The 17,017-nt window shown below is 59.2% G+C and carries 13 protein-coding genes and 1 pseudogene; 7 read left to right on the top strand and 7 right to left on the bottom strand.

Annotated features, from left to right (window positions below):
• Positions 1–104: 104 nt before the first annotated feature.
• The 3 genes from PMI21_RS07330 to PMI21_RS07340 all read right to left on the bottom strand — a co-directional run bounded on the left by PMI21_RS07330 (position 105) and on the right by PMI21_RS07340 (position 4,165).
• Positions 105–743 (bottom strand): peroxiredoxin, encoded by a 639-nt coding sequence (locus PMI21_RS07330; RefSeq protein ID WP_007940388.1) that lies wholly within the window; start codon positions 741–743, stop codon positions 105–107.
• 291 nt (positions 744–1,034) lie between these two features.
• Positions 1,035–2,417, bottom strand: a complete 1,383-nt coding sequence (locus PMI21_RS07335) for an OprD family porin (protein ID WP_007940387.1) — start codon at positions 2,415–2,417, stop codon at positions 1,035–1,037.
• Between the two features lie 392 nt (positions 2,418–2,809).
• Positions 2,810–4,165, bottom strand: a complete 1,356-nt coding sequence (locus PMI21_RS07340; protein WP_007940386.1) for an OprD family outer membrane porin — start codon at positions 4,163–4,165, stop codon at positions 2,810–2,812.
• A 291-nt stretch (positions 4,166–4,456) separates the two neighbouring features.
• Here PMI21_RS07340 and tauA point away from each other — a divergent pair.
• A pseudogene (gene tauA, locus PMI21_RS29935) lies at positions 4,457–4,635 on the top strand (taurine ABC transporter substrate-binding protein); the annotation flags it as partial.
• 219 nt (positions 4,636–4,854) lie between these two features.
• Here tauA and argA read toward each other — a convergent pair.
• Both argA and argE read right to left on the bottom strand, forming a co-directional pair.
• Positions 4,855–6,153, bottom strand: a complete 1,299-nt coding sequence (gene argA, locus PMI21_RS07345; protein ID WP_007940384.1) for an amino-acid N-acetyltransferase — start codon at positions 6,151–6,153, stop codon at positions 4,855–4,857.
• Positions 6,154–6,288: 135 nt separating this feature from the next.
• Positions 6,289–7,446 carry an acetylornithine deacetylase gene (gene argE, locus PMI21_RS07350; RefSeq protein WP_007940383.1) on the bottom strand — a complete coding sequence of 386 codons (1,158 nt, stop codon included), beginning with the start codon at positions 7,444–7,446 and terminating at the stop codon, positions 6,289–6,291.
• A gap of 157 nt (positions 7,447–7,603) precedes the next feature.
• Here argE and PMI21_RS07355 point away from each other — a divergent pair, with 157 nt between their 5' ends.
• A complete protein-coding gene (locus tag PMI21_RS07355; protein ID WP_007940381.1) occupies positions 7,604–8,971 on the top strand; it encodes a CYTH domain-containing protein in 1,368 nt (455 codons plus the stop codon).
• Between the two features lie 125 nt (positions 8,972–9,096).
• On the opposite strand, the gene PMI21_RS07360 is transcribed toward PMI21_RS07355, so the two are convergent.
• Entirely contained in the window at positions 9,097–9,567 is a 471-nt protein-coding gene (locus tag PMI21_RS07360) for an Lrp/AsnC family transcriptional regulator (RefSeq protein ID WP_007940379.1), read from the bottom strand.
• A 126-nt stretch (positions 9,568–9,693) separates the two neighbouring features.
• Here PMI21_RS07360 and PMI21_RS07365 point away from each other — a divergent pair, with 126 nt between their 5' ends.
• From PMI21_RS07365 to PMI21_RS07385, 5 genes are all read left to right on the top strand, one after another.
• Positions 9,694–10,032, top strand: a complete 339-nt coding sequence (locus tag PMI21_RS07365) for a hypothetical protein (RefSeq protein WP_007940377.1) — start codon at positions 9,694–9,696, stop codon at positions 10,030–10,032.
• Positions 10,033–10,133: 101 nt separating this feature from the next.
• A complete protein-coding gene (locus tag PMI21_RS07370) occupies positions 10,134–11,918 on the top strand; it encodes a GspE/PulE family protein (RefSeq protein ID WP_007940376.1) in 1,785 nt (594 codons plus the stop codon).
• A gap of 256 nt (positions 11,919–12,174) precedes the next feature.
• Positions 12,175–13,089: an SPFH domain-containing protein gene (locus PMI21_RS07375; protein WP_007940374.1), complete on the top strand. Its 915-nt coding sequence runs from the start codon at positions 12,175–12,177 to the stop codon at positions 13,087–13,089.
• A gap of 11 nt (positions 13,090–13,100) precedes the next feature.
• The gene (locus PMI21_RS07380) at positions 13,101–13,538 is read left to right on the top strand and encodes an NfeD family protein (RefSeq protein WP_007940373.1); all 438 of its coding nucleotides are present in this window, start codon (positions 13,101–13,103) and stop codon (positions 13,536–13,538) included.
• Positions 13,539–13,606: 68 nt separating this feature from the next.
• The gene (locus PMI21_RS07385; RefSeq protein WP_007940372.1) at positions 13,607–13,927 is read left to right on the top strand and encodes a DUF2388 domain-containing protein; all 321 of its coding nucleotides are present in this window, start codon (positions 13,607–13,609) and stop codon (positions 13,925–13,927) included.
• 189 nt (positions 13,928–14,116) lie between these two features.
• Here the strand turns inward: PMI21_RS07385 and gcvP are convergent, their stop codons facing one another.
• The gene (gcvP, locus tag PMI21_RS07390) at positions 14,117–16,990 is read right to left on the bottom strand and encodes an aminomethyl-transferring glycine dehydrogenase (protein WP_007940371.1); all 2,874 of its coding nucleotides are present in this window, start codon (positions 16,988–16,990) and stop codon (positions 14,117–14,119) included.
• Between the last annotated feature and the right edge of the window lie 27 nt (positions 16,991–17,017).

The following is a 17,017-nucleotide window of genomic DNA, read 5'->3' as shown; positions in this document are numbered from 1 at the left end:
CCACGCTCTGCGTGGGAATGCATCCATGGACGCTCCGCGTCCACTGTGACGCAGAGCGTCACGGGCGGCGCTCCCACGCAGAGCGTGGGAGCGATCTTTTGACGTTAACGATTCGGCTGCGGCGTCAGGCGCAGGTACGGTTTCACCGCGCGATAACCCTTGGGAAAACGTCGCTGGATTTCATCTTCGTCCTTGAGCGACGGCACGATCACCACCTCATCACCGTCCTGCCAGTTGGCCGGGGTGGCCACCTTGTAGTTGTCGGTGAGCTGCAGCGAATCGATCACCCGCAAAATCTCATTGAAGTTACGGCCGGTACTCGCCGGGTAAGTGATGGTCAGCCGAATCTTCTTGTTCGGATCGATCACGAACAACGAGCGCACGGTCAGGGTGTCGTTGGCATTCGGGTGGATCAGGTCGTACAGGTCGGACACTTTACGGTCCGCATCGGCGAGGATCGGGAAGTTGACGATGGCGTTCTGGGTTTCGTTGATGTCCTCGATCCATTTGTGATGCGAGTCCACCGGGTCCACGGACAGGGCGATGGCTTTGACGCCACGCTGGGCGAAATCTTCCTTGAGCCTGGCGGTGAAGCCCAACTCGGTGGTGCACACCGGCGTGAAGTCCGCCGGGTGGGAAAACAACACGCCCCAGCTATCGCCCAGCCATTCGTGGAAACGGAGGGTGCCGGCGCTGGAATCCTGTTCGAAATCGGGGGCGATATCGCCAAGTCTGAGGCTCATGGTGCTGCTCCTGGTGAGTGCTTGTTGAGCCCAACTGTGCCTGTGTTCTTATTGAATTAAAAAGAATAAATATTGATTTGTTTAGACCTTAAACGAATATTAAAGATCTGTTCACTGGACCTGCCTCGCCATCGGGACGAACATCGATCCCGAGGTTCGAGAAGGCCTTGAGTTGTTGCAAAAAGGGAACTTCAAGGAGGGTTTACGGGGGTGAGCCCGCCTTGAAAACGCAAAAGCCCCGCCCGGCGTGATGCCGGGCGGGGCTTTTTTATGTCGGTTACGCGAGCGCTATTACAACAGCGGGATCGAGTAGCTGACGATCAGACGGTTTTCGTCCTGGTCGCGCTGACCTGGGATGTCGTTGCGCCACATGGCGTTTTTCCACATGAAGCCCAGGTTTTTCAGCGTACCTTCTTGTACTACGTACGCCAGGGTCAGGTCGCGTTCCCACTCGGAACGGCCAGTTGCGTTGACGCTAGTCTGAGCCGCCCCCACTTTACCGGTTGTGTCGATGTTATCGCCACGCAGATAAACCATACCTGCGGTCAGACCCGGGACGCCGACTTTGGCAAAGTCGAACGAGTAGCGAGCTTGCCAGGTACGTTCGCCGGCACGGGCAAACTTGGAGATCTGACTGTCGGTAGTCAGGTAAGCCGACGAGCCATCACCCTGGTTCAGCCAAGGGAAGTCGCTATTACCATTGCTGGCCTGGTAACCGCCACCGAAGGTGTGACCGGCAACCGAGTACAGGAAAAGACCGCTATACAGGTTGTTGTCGACTTTACCTTTGGTAATGCCGGTACCGTAGTCACCTGTAGTGAAATAGGCAGAGTCATGGCCGTTGGCGCCATCGTCACGGCTGTTGAAGTAACGGAAGTCAGACTTCAGTACGCCTGGACCAATCGACCAGTTGTGAACCAGACCCAGGAAGTGCTGCTTGTAGAAATCTTCCAGGTTGCCGTAGTAGTACTGGGCAGTCAGGTCTTTGGTGATTTTGTAGTCGCCACCGCCATAGATGAACTTGTTGCTGTCACGACCGGCAGCAGTGTGAGCGTTGGCGCCAGCAATCGACAGCTCTTCGTTGTTACTGGAGTTACGCCCCTTGGCGTGCTCGATCTGACCGCCGACCAGTGTCAGGTCTTTGATTTCGTTCGAGGTAATCTGACCGCCCTGGAAGGTTTGCGGCAGCAGACGACCGTCGTTGGTCACAATCACCGGCAGTTTTGGCTGCAGGGTGCCCAACTTCAGTTCGGTCTGGGAGATCTTGGCTTTGGCAGTCAGGCCCAGGCTGGAGAAGTTATCAACCGCTTCGTGGTTGGACTCGCTTGGGAAAACAGTGCCGCCGTAAGAAGTCGAAGTGGCGCCGTTAGTACCGCCGCCGGTGTCCAGACGCACGCCCAACAGGCCGATGGCATCGATACCGAAGCCGACAGTGCCTTGGGTGTAGCCGGAAGTGAAGCGCAGATCGAAACCTTGGCCCCATTCTTCGTTCTTGCTTTGAACGCCGTTGGCCTTGACCTTGGCGGTACCCGCGTCGGAATCGCGGTTATCGGTGTTGATGTAGAAGTTGCGCAGCCCCAATGTAGCCTTGCTGTCTTCGATGAAACCGGCGGCGCCTGCCTGCTGCGCCAAAACCCCTACGGCCACAGCCAGGGCCAAGGTGGACTTCTTCATTGTTTCGCTCCTCTCATTTCTAATTCTGGGTTCCTGGTCCTGGGTCGAGTGCCCGGATCCAAAGATGCGCAATTAGCGCCGGATGGTCAGGCCACCTTGATTTTGGCCGGCATGACAAACTAAAAAGATCTACATATGCATTTTTAATGCGATTTAGATATATACATGCCGGAACACAAGGTATCGGCTCATGAACCAATTCCTTGACCTTCAAAATCGGGGTTGCTGAATCTGATACTCGTGTTGCTGCCAATGAGTACCTGATGGATTCATTTTATAGATTCGGGGTGAAAACAAAAAAGAATAAATAATAAACTGAAGCTATTTTTTTGGAATATCAAAAAACACAAAAAAAAGCCTCGCCAGCAGGCGAGGCTCTTTTTTGGGGGTTATTACAGGAAGCTGTAGGTGTAGTTGAAGATCAGACGGGTCTGGTCTTGGTCAGCGGTGCTGGTGTTACCACGATAGGTACCGTGACGCAGCGTCGTACCAAACCCTTTCAGCATGCCCGTTTGAATCACGTAATCCACGCGCGCGTCGGTCTCGTGCTCACTCAGGTCTTTACCCGCACCACTGGTTGCCCTGATGTCTTGGCCATTCAAGTAACCAATCGACGCTTTCAAACCTGGCACGCCCAGTGAAGCGAAGTCATAGGAGTACTGACCGTACGTGGTGTTTTCACCGGCACGGATAAAGCTGCCCACGGTGGCGTCGGTGAACGAGTAGAAGCTGGCGCCGCCGGCACCTTCTGGACGACCGTTGTCATTAACAAGGCTGCCTTGGTTCAAGAAAACAAAGCCGCCGTCATCGCTGACACGCTGATGCCCGAGCAGGAATGCGCTGCCACCCAAGGTATAGGTGAAGGTGGCGTTCCAGGTCTTGTTATCAACCACGCCCTTTTCCTTGGCGTAGCCACCGTTGTTGTTGAACTGGTAGCCGGCGTCGCCGTTCTTGCCGTCGGAGCTGCTGTCGAAATAACGAATATCGGTCTTGAATGACTGGTTGGCAGCAATCGGATAGACGTGCACCAGGCCGAGGAAGTTCTGCTTGTAGAAGTCTTCCAGATTCGCATAGTAGTACTGCAACGTAAGGTCTTTGGTGACCTTCCAGTCAGCACCGGCATACTGGAATTTGTTGCTGTCCTGAGTCGCGCCAGCCACAGACAGGCCAGTGGAGTTAGAGGAGGCGCGACCCGACGCGTGCTCCAGTTGACCCAGGTTGAAGGTCACGTTGTCGATTTCTTTGGAGGTGATGGTGCCACCTTCAAAGGTCTGCGGCAGCAGACGGCTGTCGTTCGCGATCAGGATCGGCAGGTTAGGTGCCAGAGCGCCACCCAAGTGGGCCTCGGTCTTCGAGAAACGCGCCTTGACGTTGGCATCCAGACGGCTCCACTCGTCGGCCGACTCCTTACCATCGCTAGGGAAGAATGAGTTGTCATTACCGGTCGGGTGATGACCCTTGCCACCATCCAGATGTAAACCGACCAACGCCTGGGCATCGATACCGAAACCAACGGTACCCTGGGTGAAGCCAGACAGGTAATCGAACTTTAGCCCCTCAGCGGTTTCACGCTGTCTGTACTTGGCATTAGCAGGACTAGTGCCACTCGGGGTATTACGCGTATCAGCGTCGTAATACATGGTCCGGGAACTGACGGAAGCCTTGCTGTCTTCGATGAAACCTGCGGCGCCTGCCTGCTGCGCCAAAACCCCCACGGCCACAGCCAGGGCTAAGGTGGACTTATTCATGTTTCGCTCCTCTCGTTTTCTAATTTTTGTGTTCTTTGGTCTTGGGTCGAAAGCCCTGGATCCACAGATGCGCGATTAGCGCCAGACCGTGACTACCAAGTCAATCTAACCATGTATGTCTACGACCAAGGTCTAACGTCGAATATTGAGTCCCTGCCGGCGGATCATCGAATCGGACATAACGGCATTGGCCTAAAAGCTAATTCCTAAAAGGCATTTATCAGCCTTTTTTTAGATCAATTAGCTTTGGCACATCCCGTACACGTCAATCCCTATCGAAAAGGCGACGTCATGATGGCTAAACGCGCACTATCTAGTCAATTTGTTACAGTTTGTGTATCGCTATTATTTTCTCTTTCCACTCAGGCGGCGACGCTCACGTTCGGTTATCAAACCAGCGTCGCCCCAGCAAAATCCCTCAAGCTGACAGCGATTACGGGAAAACCATAGGCCATAAAATCGATTGGAGAGACGGCGAAGTTCTTGAAGGAGCAAGGGAAGGTAGAAACGGTGCTGCCGGATTTTTCGCCGTATGTCAGCGCCAAATACGTCACTGAGTGATGATCGTTCCCACGCTCTGCGTGGGAATGCCTCTTCGGACGCTCTGCGTTCGGCTCTCGATGGGACGCGGAGCGTCCCGGGCTGCATTCCCACGCGGAGCATGGGAACGATCACACAGCCCCCCCAAATCAGAGGGCTTTTTCGAAGATCTTCGAATTACGCTGATAGTTGTAAAGCGACGCCCGCGCCGACGGCAGGCGATCGACGCTGCTCGGCACGAAACCCCGCTCACGGAACCAGTGGGCGGTCCGGGTAGTCAGCACGAACAAGGTTTTCAGGCCCTGCGCCCGGGCGCGGGCTTCAATGCGCTCCAGCAATTCATCCCCGCGACCGCCATGGCGGTACTCCGGGTTCACCGCCAGACACGCCAGCTCCCCCGCATCCGAATCGGCAATCTGATACAGCGCCGCGCAGGCGATGATCATGCCTTCACGCTCGACCACACTGAACTGCTCGATCTCGCGCTCCAGAACCTCGCGAGAACGACGTACCAGAATGCCCTGCTCTTCCAGCGGGCTGATCAAGTCCAGCAAACCGCCGACGTCCTCGATGGCCGCCTCGCGCACCACTTCGAATTGCTCCTGGGCCACCAGCGTACCGCCACCGTCACGGGTGAACAGTTCGGTCAGCAGCGCGCCATCTTCGGCATAGCTGACGATGTGGCTGCGCGCCACACCGCCCCGGCACGCTTCAGCCGCCGCGTCCAGCAGCTCGGCTTGGTAGTTGCTGCCCAGACGCTGCAGGTGTGCCGGCACCTGTTGCGGACGCAGTTCGCGAACCAGGCGACCATTTTCATCCAGCAGTCCGAGTTCGGCGCCAAACAACAGCAACTTGTCTGCGCCCAGATCGATGGCCGCGCGGGTCGCGACGTCTTCGCACGCGAGGTTGAAGATCTCACCGGTCGGCGAGTAACCCAACGGCGACAGCAGGACGATGGAGCGTTCGTCCAACAGGCGATTGATGCCCTTGCGGTCGACCCGGCGCACTTCGCCGGTGTGGTGATAATCGACACCTTCGAGCACGCCGATCGGCCGCGCAGTGACCAGATTGCCGCTGGCTACCCGCAGGCGCGAGCCCTGCATCGGCGACGAGGCCATGTCCATGGACAACCGCGCTTCGATGGCAATGCGCAGTTGACCGACCGCATCAATCACACACTCCAGCGTCGCCGCATCGGTGATGCGCATGCCGTGGTGGTAGTGCGGGGTCAGGCCGCGAGCAGCGAGGCGGGTTTCAATTTGCGGACGCGAACCGTGAACCAGCACCAGTCGCACGCCCAGGCTATGCAGCAGCACCAGGTCGTGGACGATATTGCCGAAGTTCGGGTGCTCTACGCCGTCGCCGGGTAGCATGACGACGAAGGTGCAATCGCGGTGGGCGTTGATGTAAGGCGAAGCGTGACGAAGCCAATTGACGTATTCGGGCATGAACCTGGGCCTGTAATAAATAGCAGCCGAAAAAAGAGTAACGCAGTAAACGCACAGCGGGCTGATGGTTATCGTCGGAACAGGCTTGGCGACACGCGCGCTCTCCTCATAAGTACGGGTTGTGACACGGGCAATTTATACGAGCGACGCCGGCGTCAGGCAGTAATGTTCGATCAGTTGACGTAATAGATGCACGGTAGGCTGCAAACGTGACATTTCGAGGTATTCACCCGGCTGGTGGGCACAGGCGATGTCGCCGGGGCCCAAGACCAATGTTTCGCAGCCAAGGCGCTGAAGATAAGGCGCTTCTGTGCCGAACGCCACTGCTTCGGCGCGATGGCCGGTGAGCTTTTCGGCGATCCTCACCAATTCCGAGTCCTCGGCCTGCTCGAAGGGCGGGACTTCGGGGAACAGCGGCGCGTAATCGATCTTCACCTGGTGCCGCTCGGCAATGGGGTTGAGCTTCTGCAAGATCGCTGCGCGCAGGGCGCCGGGATCCATGCCCGGCAGCGGGCGCAGGTCAAACTCCAGTGAGCACTGGCCGCAGATACGGTTGGGGTTATCGCCGCCGTGAATGCAGCCGAAATTCATGGTCGGCTGCGGCACGCTGAACTGCGGATTACGAAATTCCCGCTGCCACGCCAGGCGCAAGCCGCGCAGTTCGCCGATGGCATCGTGCATGGCTTCGAGGGCGCTATGGCCCAGGCTCGGGTCCGAGGAATGGCCACTCTGACCGAGGATGTCGATGCGCTCCATCATCACGCCTTTGTGCAGGCGGATCGGCTTCAACCCCGTCGGCTCGCCAATCACCGCCGCACGACCTAGTGGCCGCCCGGCTTCGGCCAAGGCACGCGCACCCGACATCGAGCTTTCTTCATCGCAGGTCGCAAGAATCAGCAAGGGTTGCTTGAATGGTTGGTCGAGCAAGGGTTTGACGGCTTCGATGACCAGGGCGAAAAAGCCCTTCATGTCGCAACTGCCCAGGCCGACCCAACGGCCGTCCACTTCCGTCAGTTTCAGCGGGTCGGTCTGCCACAGCGCCGCGTCGTACGGCACCGTATCACTGTGACCGGCCAGCACCAGGCCGCCGGGGCCTGTGCCGAAACTGGCCAGCAGGTTGAATTTGCCGGGGCTGACCTGCTGGATATCGCAGGCAAAACCCAGATCCCCGAGCCATGTCGCCAACAAGTCGATGACCGGCCGATTGGTTTGATCCAGGCTGGGTTGGGTACAGCTGACAGACGGCGCGGCGATCAGCGCAGCGAACTGATCTTTCATGGACGGCAAAGGCATCGCTGACTCCCAACTCCCGAATTGAAGTCCATCATAGAACCATCCGGCGACAGGAATAAACCGTCGCGGCGCGTAGGATGAACGAGTCCTGTACACTGCACGACCTTGGCAGCCACACATTCCCCCGGCTGCGCTCCCGATCCTGGATTTTCCGGCCATGCAGAAAGAAACCGAAATCAAACTCCGCGTCAGCCGCGAAACCCTCGCCGCCCTGCGCGAGCACCCGTTACTGAAAAAACGCAACAAAAGTGGCTGGGAACGCCGTGAGTTGATGAACCAGTACTTCGACACGCCCGAGCGCGACCTGGCCCGCGCCAAGGTTGCCCTGCGCCTGCGCCGCGATGGCGAAGAAGTGATTCAGACCCTCAAGACCCGTGGCCAGAGCGTCGCCGGTCTGTCCGAGCGTCACGAGTACGACTGGCACCTGCCCAAAGCCAAACTCGATGTGAAGAAGCTCGACGGCGAATGCTGGCCCGAGCAGTTGGCCGAACTGGACAAGAAAACCCTGAAAGCCATCTTCACCACCGATTTCGTGCGTGAACGCGCGGAAATCGCCTGGGGCCGTGGCAAGACCAAAGTGGTCATCGAAGCCGCGCTGGACCTGGGCCACGTGGTAGTCGGCAAGCAGAAAGAAGAAATCTGCGAGCTGGAACTGGAACTGCGCGAAGGCGAACCGGCCGCGCTGCTGGAACTGGCCGCCGAACTGGCCGCGACGCTGCCGCTGATGCCATGCGACATCAGCAAGGCCGAACGCGGTTATCGCCTGTTCGACGCCAACAGCTATTCGCTGAGCTTGCCGGCACCGCAGATCACCGCCGAAATGCCACTGGACGATGCGTTCGCCGCCCTGAGTTGGCATTTGCTCAGCAGCAGCCAACGTCTGGCCGAGCAGTATCGCTTCAATGGCCACTGGCGTCTGTTGCAGGACTGGGTCGAAAACCTCGCTGAAATGCGCGCGCTGATCAGCAGCCTCGGTCAGGCCGCGCCACGTCAGTCGACTCACGATCTGCGGGTCGCACTGGATGCCTTGCTGGAAGACTGGCGCCCGCTGGTACAAGCCGGCCTGGACGACGAAGACGTGCGCAAAGCCGCGCCGGAGCAGTTCCTCGAAGAGCTGGAAGACCCGCGCTGGGGCCTGTTCTCGCTGAACACTTCACGCTGGTTGCTGGCCCGCACCTGGGCTGCCGATCGCAACACCCGCGGCAATCGCCAGGGCGCCGCGCAACTGGGCAGCTGGCTGCCACGCCTGCTGGGCGAAGAAGCCAACTCGCTGCAATTGCAGCGTTACCAGCAACAGCCGGAAGACCTGGCCGAGCAACTGCCGCGCATCGAGCGCATCCAGGCCTGGCTGCACCATGCCCGTAGCGTGCTGGACATCCCGGAAATGGATCGCCTGTATGGCGAGCTGAAACAGCTTGCCCTGCTAGCTAACGAGCCGATCACCGATGAGTCGCTGGATGCGCGCAAGCAGCAGGCGATTGCGGTGTATCAGAACCGTGCCTGGAAGACTCTGCTGCGCATGTAATACCGCGATGATGATCGTTCCCACGCTCCCGCGTGGGAATGCAGCCGGTGACGCTCCGCGTCACCTGGACGCGGAGCGTCCCTTGAGGCATTACCACACAGAGCGTGGGAACGATCAGTGTAGGGTCAGCGCAACACCGGCAAACTCGTCGTGGATTTGATTTCCGACAAAGCCACGATCGAGTTGACCTCCTGAATCCCCGGCACCATCGACAGCTTCTCGAAGAAGAAGCGCTCATAAGCCTCGATGTCCGCCGTGACGATCCGCAGCAAGAAATCCACCGCCCCCATCAGCACATAACATTCCAGCACTTCGGGAAAACCGCGAATCGCCTCGGTGAATTCGGTGAAGTTCGAACGTCCGTGGGCGTTGAGTTTGATCTCGGCGAAGATCTGCGTGTTGAGGCCGATTTTCTTGCGGTCAAGCAACGTCACCTGACCACGAATGATCCCCTCCTCCTTCATCCGCTGAATCCGCCGCCAGCACGGCGACTGCGAGAGCCCCACCTGTTCGGCGATCTGCGCGCTGGAAAGCGAAGCGTCCTCTTGCAGCAACGCGAGAATCTTGCGGTCGTAGCCATCCAGCTCGCTATGCATAGAAAAACCCGAAATTAATATGATCTTGAATTGATCGATTCGATAAATCGTCAATACACCCAATCATAGATAAGAAATACCCGGCACCGAATGTAAAAATTCCTCCAGTGATTTTGGAGCCCGACCATGCCGCCCCTTGAAGCCGTGAACACCCCGCCCGCCCGCGCCGATGTCTGGAACGTCAGCAACGCCCACTGCCGCGTTCAATATCAACTGCTGGCCGAGGCCGAGCCGGATCTGCTGTGCCGCGCGCTCAACCTGTTCGCCTTGCAGTTTCTGACGCCGCAGCAGGTCAACGTGCAGCGCCTGGACGATCTGCTGTCGATCGACATCGTCATGGACGGCCTGAGCTGGCACCGAGCCCAGGTGATCGCGGAAAAATTGCGTAACCTGATCAGCGTCTGCTCGGTGAATCTGCAAGCCGCTGATTCGGCGTGGCAAGAGCCGGTTCAGGCGGCTGGTTAAAAAAAGCCCTGAAAAACCCGACACGTGTTGGTCCGGTAGTGGCCCAACGGTCTGCGGGAGCGCGGCTATCCTTTGCGAACGGTTGTTCATAAGGAGCCCGCATGTCCGTTCAACTTGCCACTCAGGACCGCTGGCTGGACCTTAACGATTTGCTGCGTGAACTGGTCGCCCAGGGCTTTGTCAGCCAGGACTCGGCCGAACACGCACTCAACGCCCGCCGCCGTCACGCCACCAATGGTCAGCAACACCCGCTGGAGTTCATCGCCAGCCAACACCTGGACGACCTCAGCCGTCCCGGTAAACACCTCGATCTGGAAAGCCTGACGCTATGGCTGTCCCAGCAGGCCGGCCAGCCGTACTTGCGCATCGACCCACTGAAAATCAACGTCGCCGCCATTACGCCGCTGATGTCCTATGCCTTCGCCCAGCGCCACAAGATTCTGGCGGTGTCCATCGACCGCGATGCCGTCACCGTGGCCAGCGCCCAGCCCTTCGTCAGCGGCTGGGAAGCCGACCTGACCCATGTGTTGAAACTGCCGATCAAGCGCGTGGTAGCCAACCCGGTGGACATCCAGCGCTTCAGCGTGGAGTTTTTCCGCCTGGCCAAATCGGTCACCGGCGCCACCAACGCCGATCAGCAGACAAGCAACCTGGGCAACTTCGAACAGTTGCTCAACCTCGGCGCCAGCGACCAGGAGCCGGACGCCAACGATGCGCACATCGTCAACATCGTCGACTGGCTGTTCCAGTACGCGTTCCAGCAGCGGGCCAGCGATATCCACATCGAGCCCCGGCGCGAGCAAGGCACGGTGCGTTTTCGCATCGACGGCGTGCTGCACAACGTCTATCAATTCCCGCCGCAGGTGACCATGGCCATCGTCAGCCGCCTGAAAAGCCTGGGGCGGATGAACGTCGCGGAAAAGCGCAAACCCCAGGACGGCCGGGTCAAGACCAAGACCCCCGACGGCGGCGAAGTCGAGCTGCGATTATCGACATTACCGACAGCGTTCGGCGAGAAGATGGTCATGCGGATCTTCGACCCGGAAGTGCTGCTCAAGGACTTCGATCAACTGGGTTTTTCCGCCGATGACCTGCGCCGCTGGCAAGACATGATCCGCCAGCCAAACGGCATCATTCTGGTGACCGGGCCGACCGGTTCGGGCAAGACCACCACGCTGTACACCACCCTCAAGAAACTGGCGACACCGGAGGTCAACCTCTGCACCATCGAAGACCCGATCGAAATGGTCGAGCCGGCGTTCAATCAGATGCAGGTCCAACACAACATCGACCTGACCTTTGCCGCCGGCGTGCGCGCACTGATGCGGCAAGACCCGGACATCATCATGATCGGCGAGATCCGCGACCTCGAAACCGCCGAGATGGCAATTCAGGCCGCACTCACCGGCCACCTGGTGCTGTCGACGTTGCACACCAACGATGCCCCGAGCGCCATCAGCCGCCTGCTGGAACTCGGCGTACCGCATTACCTGATCAAGGCCACGGTGCTCGGGGTCATGGCCCAGCGTCTAGTTCGTACGTTATGCCCTCACTGCAAGGCGCCCTTAACATTGGGCGAAGACGACTGGCAAACCCTGACCCGGCCCTGGCAAGCGCCACTGCCGACCAATGCCCAGCGCGCCATCGGTTGCCTGGAATGCCGCGAAACCGGCTATCGCGGTCGCGCCGGGGTTTACGAAATCATGCAGCTGACGGACGGCATCAAAGCGCTGATCAACCCCGACACCGATTTGCTGGCGGTCCGGCGTCAGGCGTTCAAGGAAGGCATGCGCAGTTTGCGGTTGTCGGGGGCACAGAAAGTGGCGGCGGGTTTGACCACGATCGAAGAGGTGTTGCGAGTGACACCGCAGAGTGAGCAGAGATAGACCATGACCTCTAATGCCGCACACTTCTTTTTGTAGCAGCTGGCGAAGCCTGCGTTCGGCTGCGCAGCAGTCGTAAAACCAGAACTTGCGGTGCGTCAGACAGACCGCATCAGCCGGATTCACGACTGCTTCGCAGCCGAACGCAGGCTTCGCCAGCTGCTACGGATTGCGCTCGGATGCTTCCCCAAAGTCGCATACGAGCCTTTTGCCCTACACTCTGGTCATCGCAACTCAACCAGACTGGACAGGGACCGTTATGAGCATTGCACTGATTCTCTTCGTCGCGCTGGTCGTGGCTATCCTTTTCATGGGCTTCAAAGTGGTGCCCCAAGGGTTTGAATGGACGGTCGAACGCTTCGGCCGTTACACCAACACCCTCAAGCCAGGCCTGAGCATCATCATTCCGGTGATGGACCGCATCGGCCGCAAGATCAACGTGATGGAAAGCGTGCTGGACATTCCGCCTCAGGAAGTCATCACTGCCGACAACGCTACCGTGCAGATCGACGCCGTGTGCTTCTTCCAGGTGGTCAATACCGCCCAGGCCGCCTACGAGGTGAACAACCTCGAACATGCCGTCCGCAATCTGTTGCAAACCAATATCCGCACCGTGCTCGGTTCCATGGAGCTGGACGCGATGCTCAGCCAGCGCGACAACATCAACGAAAAACTGCTGCGCACCGTCGACGAAGCCACGGCGCCGTGGGGCATCAAGATCACCCGGATCGAGATCAAGGACATCAGCCCTCCCGCCGACCTGATGGCCGCCATGTCCGGCCAGATGAAAGCCGAGCGGATCAAACGCGCACAGATTCTGGAAGCCGAAGGTTTACGCGCGTCGGCGATCCTCACCGCCGAAGGCAAGAAGCAGGCGCAGATTCTCGAAGCCGAGGGCAGCCGTCAGGCGGCGTTCCTCGAAGCCGAGGCCCGGGAACGTCAGGCCCAGGCCGAAGCCCAGGCCACCAAAGTGGTGTCCGAAGCCATCGCCGGCGGTAACGTGCAGGCGGTCAACTACTTCGTCGCACAGAAGTACATCGATGCCTTGGGCAAACTGGCTTCGGCCAACAACAGCAAAGTGATCCTGATGCCGCTCGAAGCCGGTTCGATGATCGGTGCAGTCGGTGGCATCGGCGAAATCGTCAAGGCCACCTTCGACGGCAAGAAAGGCTGAGGTCGCTGCCCATGGAACTGTTTTCGTTCTGGAGCTGGCTGGCCCTGGGCACGGTGTTGCTGATCCTCGAGGTGTTCGGTGCCGGCGGTTATCTGCTGTGGATCGGCATGGCAGCTGCCGCCGTCGGCGTGCTGACGTTCCTGATACCGGGTTTGCCCTGGGAATGGCAGGTGCTGTTGTTTGCCGTTTTTTCGATCCTCACCGCCCTGTACTGGTGGAGACGTCAGCGCAGTGTGGTGCGGGCCAGCGATCAGCCGAACCTGAACCTGCGAGGGCAAGAGCTGATCGGCAAGGTGTTCGTGGTCACCGAAGCGATTGTCAACGGCCGCGGCAAGATCAAGGTCGCCGACGGCGTGTGGATGGCCCGAGGGCCTGATACCGCGTCCGGCAGCCGTGTTCGGGTGATCGGGCAACAAGGGGCGATTTTACTGGTAGAGCGGGCCGACTAACGTCACGGAACTCGATTGGGTTATTGGCAATCAAAGCCCGCAGTTAAAACCCAGTGGAGTCACCTTTTATGCGTCTCAAACTTGCTGTCGCTACCTTCGCCGTGTTGTCCCTTCAAGTCGGTTCGGCGATGGCTGATGACAGCTTTTTGCGTAACGTCCTTACTTCCGGTGCCACCACCGGTACGTCCTACCTGACCTCCAGGGATCACAAGCTGATCGTCGCCGCCCAGGACGACGCCGGTAGCTTTGTCGCCAGTGACGGCGCCATTCGCGGCCCCTATCTGGAAGCCGCCATGCAGAAAGTCCGCGCTGAAAACCCTGGCCTGCAAGCCACGGACATGGAACTGGCGAACGCCATCCTGGCGAAGAATGCCATCGCCTCGAAATAAGCTTCTTTGCTGAACAAAAAATGCCGCTCTAAATGAGCGGCATTTTTTTTGCCTGAAATGCGATCCATGATGATCGCTCCCACGCTCCGCGTGGTAGCGCCGCCATGGACGCTCTGCGTCCGCTCTTGGGACGCGGAGCGTCCCGGGATGCATTCCCACGCAAAGCGTGGGAACGATCAGCGCCCCCTATCAGCGGTATTCATCCACCGGCACACACGCGCAAAACAGGTTGCGATCGCCGTAGACATTGTCCACACGGTTCACCACCGGCCAGTACTTATGGGCCTTGGTGTGAGCATCCGGCGTCACCGCCTGCTCGATGCTGTACGGCCGCTCCCAGACACCGGTGATGTCGGCCAGGGTATGCGGCGAACGCTTAAGCGGGTTGTCCTCGGCCGGCCAGTTGCCGTTTTGCACCTCGTTGATTTCCGCGCGAATGCTCAGCATCGCATCGATAAAGCGGTCCAGTTCCGCCTTCGATTCACTCTCGGTCGGTTCAACCATCAACGTCCCCGGCACCGGGAATGACATGGTCGGCGCATGGAAACCGTAGTCCATCAGCCGTTTGGCAACGTCTTCTTCGCTGATCCCGGTCAGCGCCTTGAGTGGCCGCAAGTCGAGGATGCATTCGTGGGCCACTCGCTCGTTGCGCCCGGTGTAGAGCACCGGGAACGCCCCGGACAAATGCTGCGCCAGGTAATTCGCGGCGAGGATCGCCACCTCACTCGCATCCGCCAGTTGCGGCCCCATCATCGCGATGTACATCCAGCTGATCGGCAGAATACTTGCACTGCCCCAAGGGGCTGCGCTCACCGCGCCGTTCCCCGGCAGCGGGCCATCAATCGGTACCACCGGGTGATTGGCGACAAACGGCGCCAGGTGCGCCCGAACCCCGATCGGTCCCATCCCCGGCCCGCCTCCCCCATGGGGAATGCAGAACGTTTTGTGCAGGTTCATGTGTGACACGTCGGCACCGATGTCTGCCGGCCGCGCCAACCCGACTTGCGCGTTGAGGTTGGCACCATCCATGTACACCTGACCGCCATGGCGGTGGATAACTTCACAGATCTCGCTGATGCCTTCCTCGTAGACCCCGTGGGTCGAAGGATAAGTCGCCATCAGGCAGGCGAGTTTGTCCCCTGCCTCTATGGCCTTTTCTTTCAGATCTTCCAGATCGACATTGCCCGCCTCGTCGCACTCGACGATCACCACCCGCATCCCGGCCATTTGCGCCGAGGCCGGGTTGGTGCCGTGGGCCGAGGACGGGATCAGGCAGATATCCCGCGCACCCTGATGACGGCTCGCATGATATTTGCGGATCGCCAGCAACCCGGCGTACTCACCTTGGGCGCCCGAGTTGGGCTGCATGCAGATTGCATCGAAACCGGTGATCGCGCAGAGCCAGCGTTCCAGTTCCTCGATCATCAGGGAATAACCCATTACCTGCTCTTTCGGCACGAATGGGTGCAGGTTGGCGAACTGCGGCCAGGTGATCGGGATCATCTCGCTGGTGGCATTGAGCTTCATGGTGCAGGAGCCCAGCGGGATCATCGATTGATTGAGCGCCAGGTCTTTGTTTTCCAGCTGCTTCAAGTAACGCAGCATTTCGGTTTCGCTGTGATGAGCGTTAAACACCGGATGACGCAGATAAGGCGTGCTGCGCTGCAATCCTGCCGGAATGCCGGACACCAGGGCCTCAGCATCCAGTTCGTCGACGTTGAGCCCATGATCGGCACCGAGAAACACATCGAACAATTTCGCCACGGTGGTTTCGTCACAGGTCTCGTCGAGGCTCAAGCCCAACCGCCCACGGCCGAGAATGCGCAAGTTGATCTGCGCCGCCTGGGCACTTTCGATGATCGCGGTCTGAGTGCCACCGACTTCCAGGGTCAGGGTGTCGAAGAAGTGTTGGTTCAGACGGGTAATGCCGTGGCGCTCCAGGCCGGCGGCGAGAATGCAGGTCAGCCGATGGACGCGCTGGGCAATATTTTTGAGCCCTTCCGGGCCATGGTAGACCGCATAGAAACTGGCGATATTGGCCAGCAGCACTTGGGCGGTGCAGATGTTCGAGTTGGCCTTCTCCCGGCGAATATGTTGCTCGCGGGTTTGCAGGGCCATGCGCAAGGCCACGTTGCCGCGAGCATCTTTCGACACGCCGATGATCCGCCCGGGAATCGCCCGTTTGTATTCGTCGCGGCTGGCAAAAAAAGCCGCGTGCGGCCCGCCGTACCCCATGGGCACGCCGAAACGCTGGGACGAACCGAACACCACATCGGCGCCCAACTCTCCCGGCGGAGTCAGCAACAACAGGCTGAGCAGGTCGGTGGCGACGCAGGCCAAGGCTTGCTGGGCATGCAGATGATCGATCAGCGGACGCAGGTCGCGAATTTCGCCATGGGTGTCGGGATATTGCAGCAACGCGCCGAACACTTGATGCTGCTTCAAGTTATCCACAGCGTCGACGACCAGGTCAAAACCGAACCCTTCGGCCCGGGTCTGCACCACGGAAATCGTCTGCGGGTGGCAGTTTTCGTCGACAAAGAACAGATTGCTTCTGGACTTGGCGACACGCTTGGCCAGCGCCATGGCCTCGGCTGCCGCCGTGGCTTCATCCAGCAGCGAGGCGTTGGCCAGTTCCAGGCCGGTCAGGTCGATGGTCAGCTGCTGGAAATTCAGCAACGCTTCGAGCCGGCCTTGGGCAATCTCCGGTTGATAAGGCGTGTACGCGGTGTACCAACCGGGATTTTCCAGCACGTTGCGCAGGATGACGGCTGGTGTGAGGGTGCCGTGATAACCCATGCCGATCAGGCTGATCCAGACCTGATTCTGTTCGGCATAGCTGCGCAGCTTGGCCAGCGCGGCTTCTTCGTCGAGGGCGGGCGGCAAGTCCAGCGGTCGGTTGAGGCGGATTCCCGGCGGCACCGTCTGCTCGATCAACTCGACGCGGCTACCAAGGCCGAGGCTGTCGAGCATTGCCTGCTGCTCGGCGGCATCGGGCCCGAGATGGCGGCGCAGGAAGGCATTGGGGTCGCGTAACTGACTCAAGGACGGCAACTGGGACATGACGGGCTCTCTCTTGACTGGCGCTCA

The sequence above is a fragment of the Pseudomonas sp. GM18 genome, assembly GCF_000282195.1.
Taxonomy (GTDB): Bacteria; Pseudomonadota; Gammaproteobacteria; order Pseudomonadales; family Pseudomonadaceae; genus Aquipseudomonas.
Note: the sequence above shows the minus strand (reverse complement) of the source record. Positions and strands in the feature narration are given on the sequence as shown.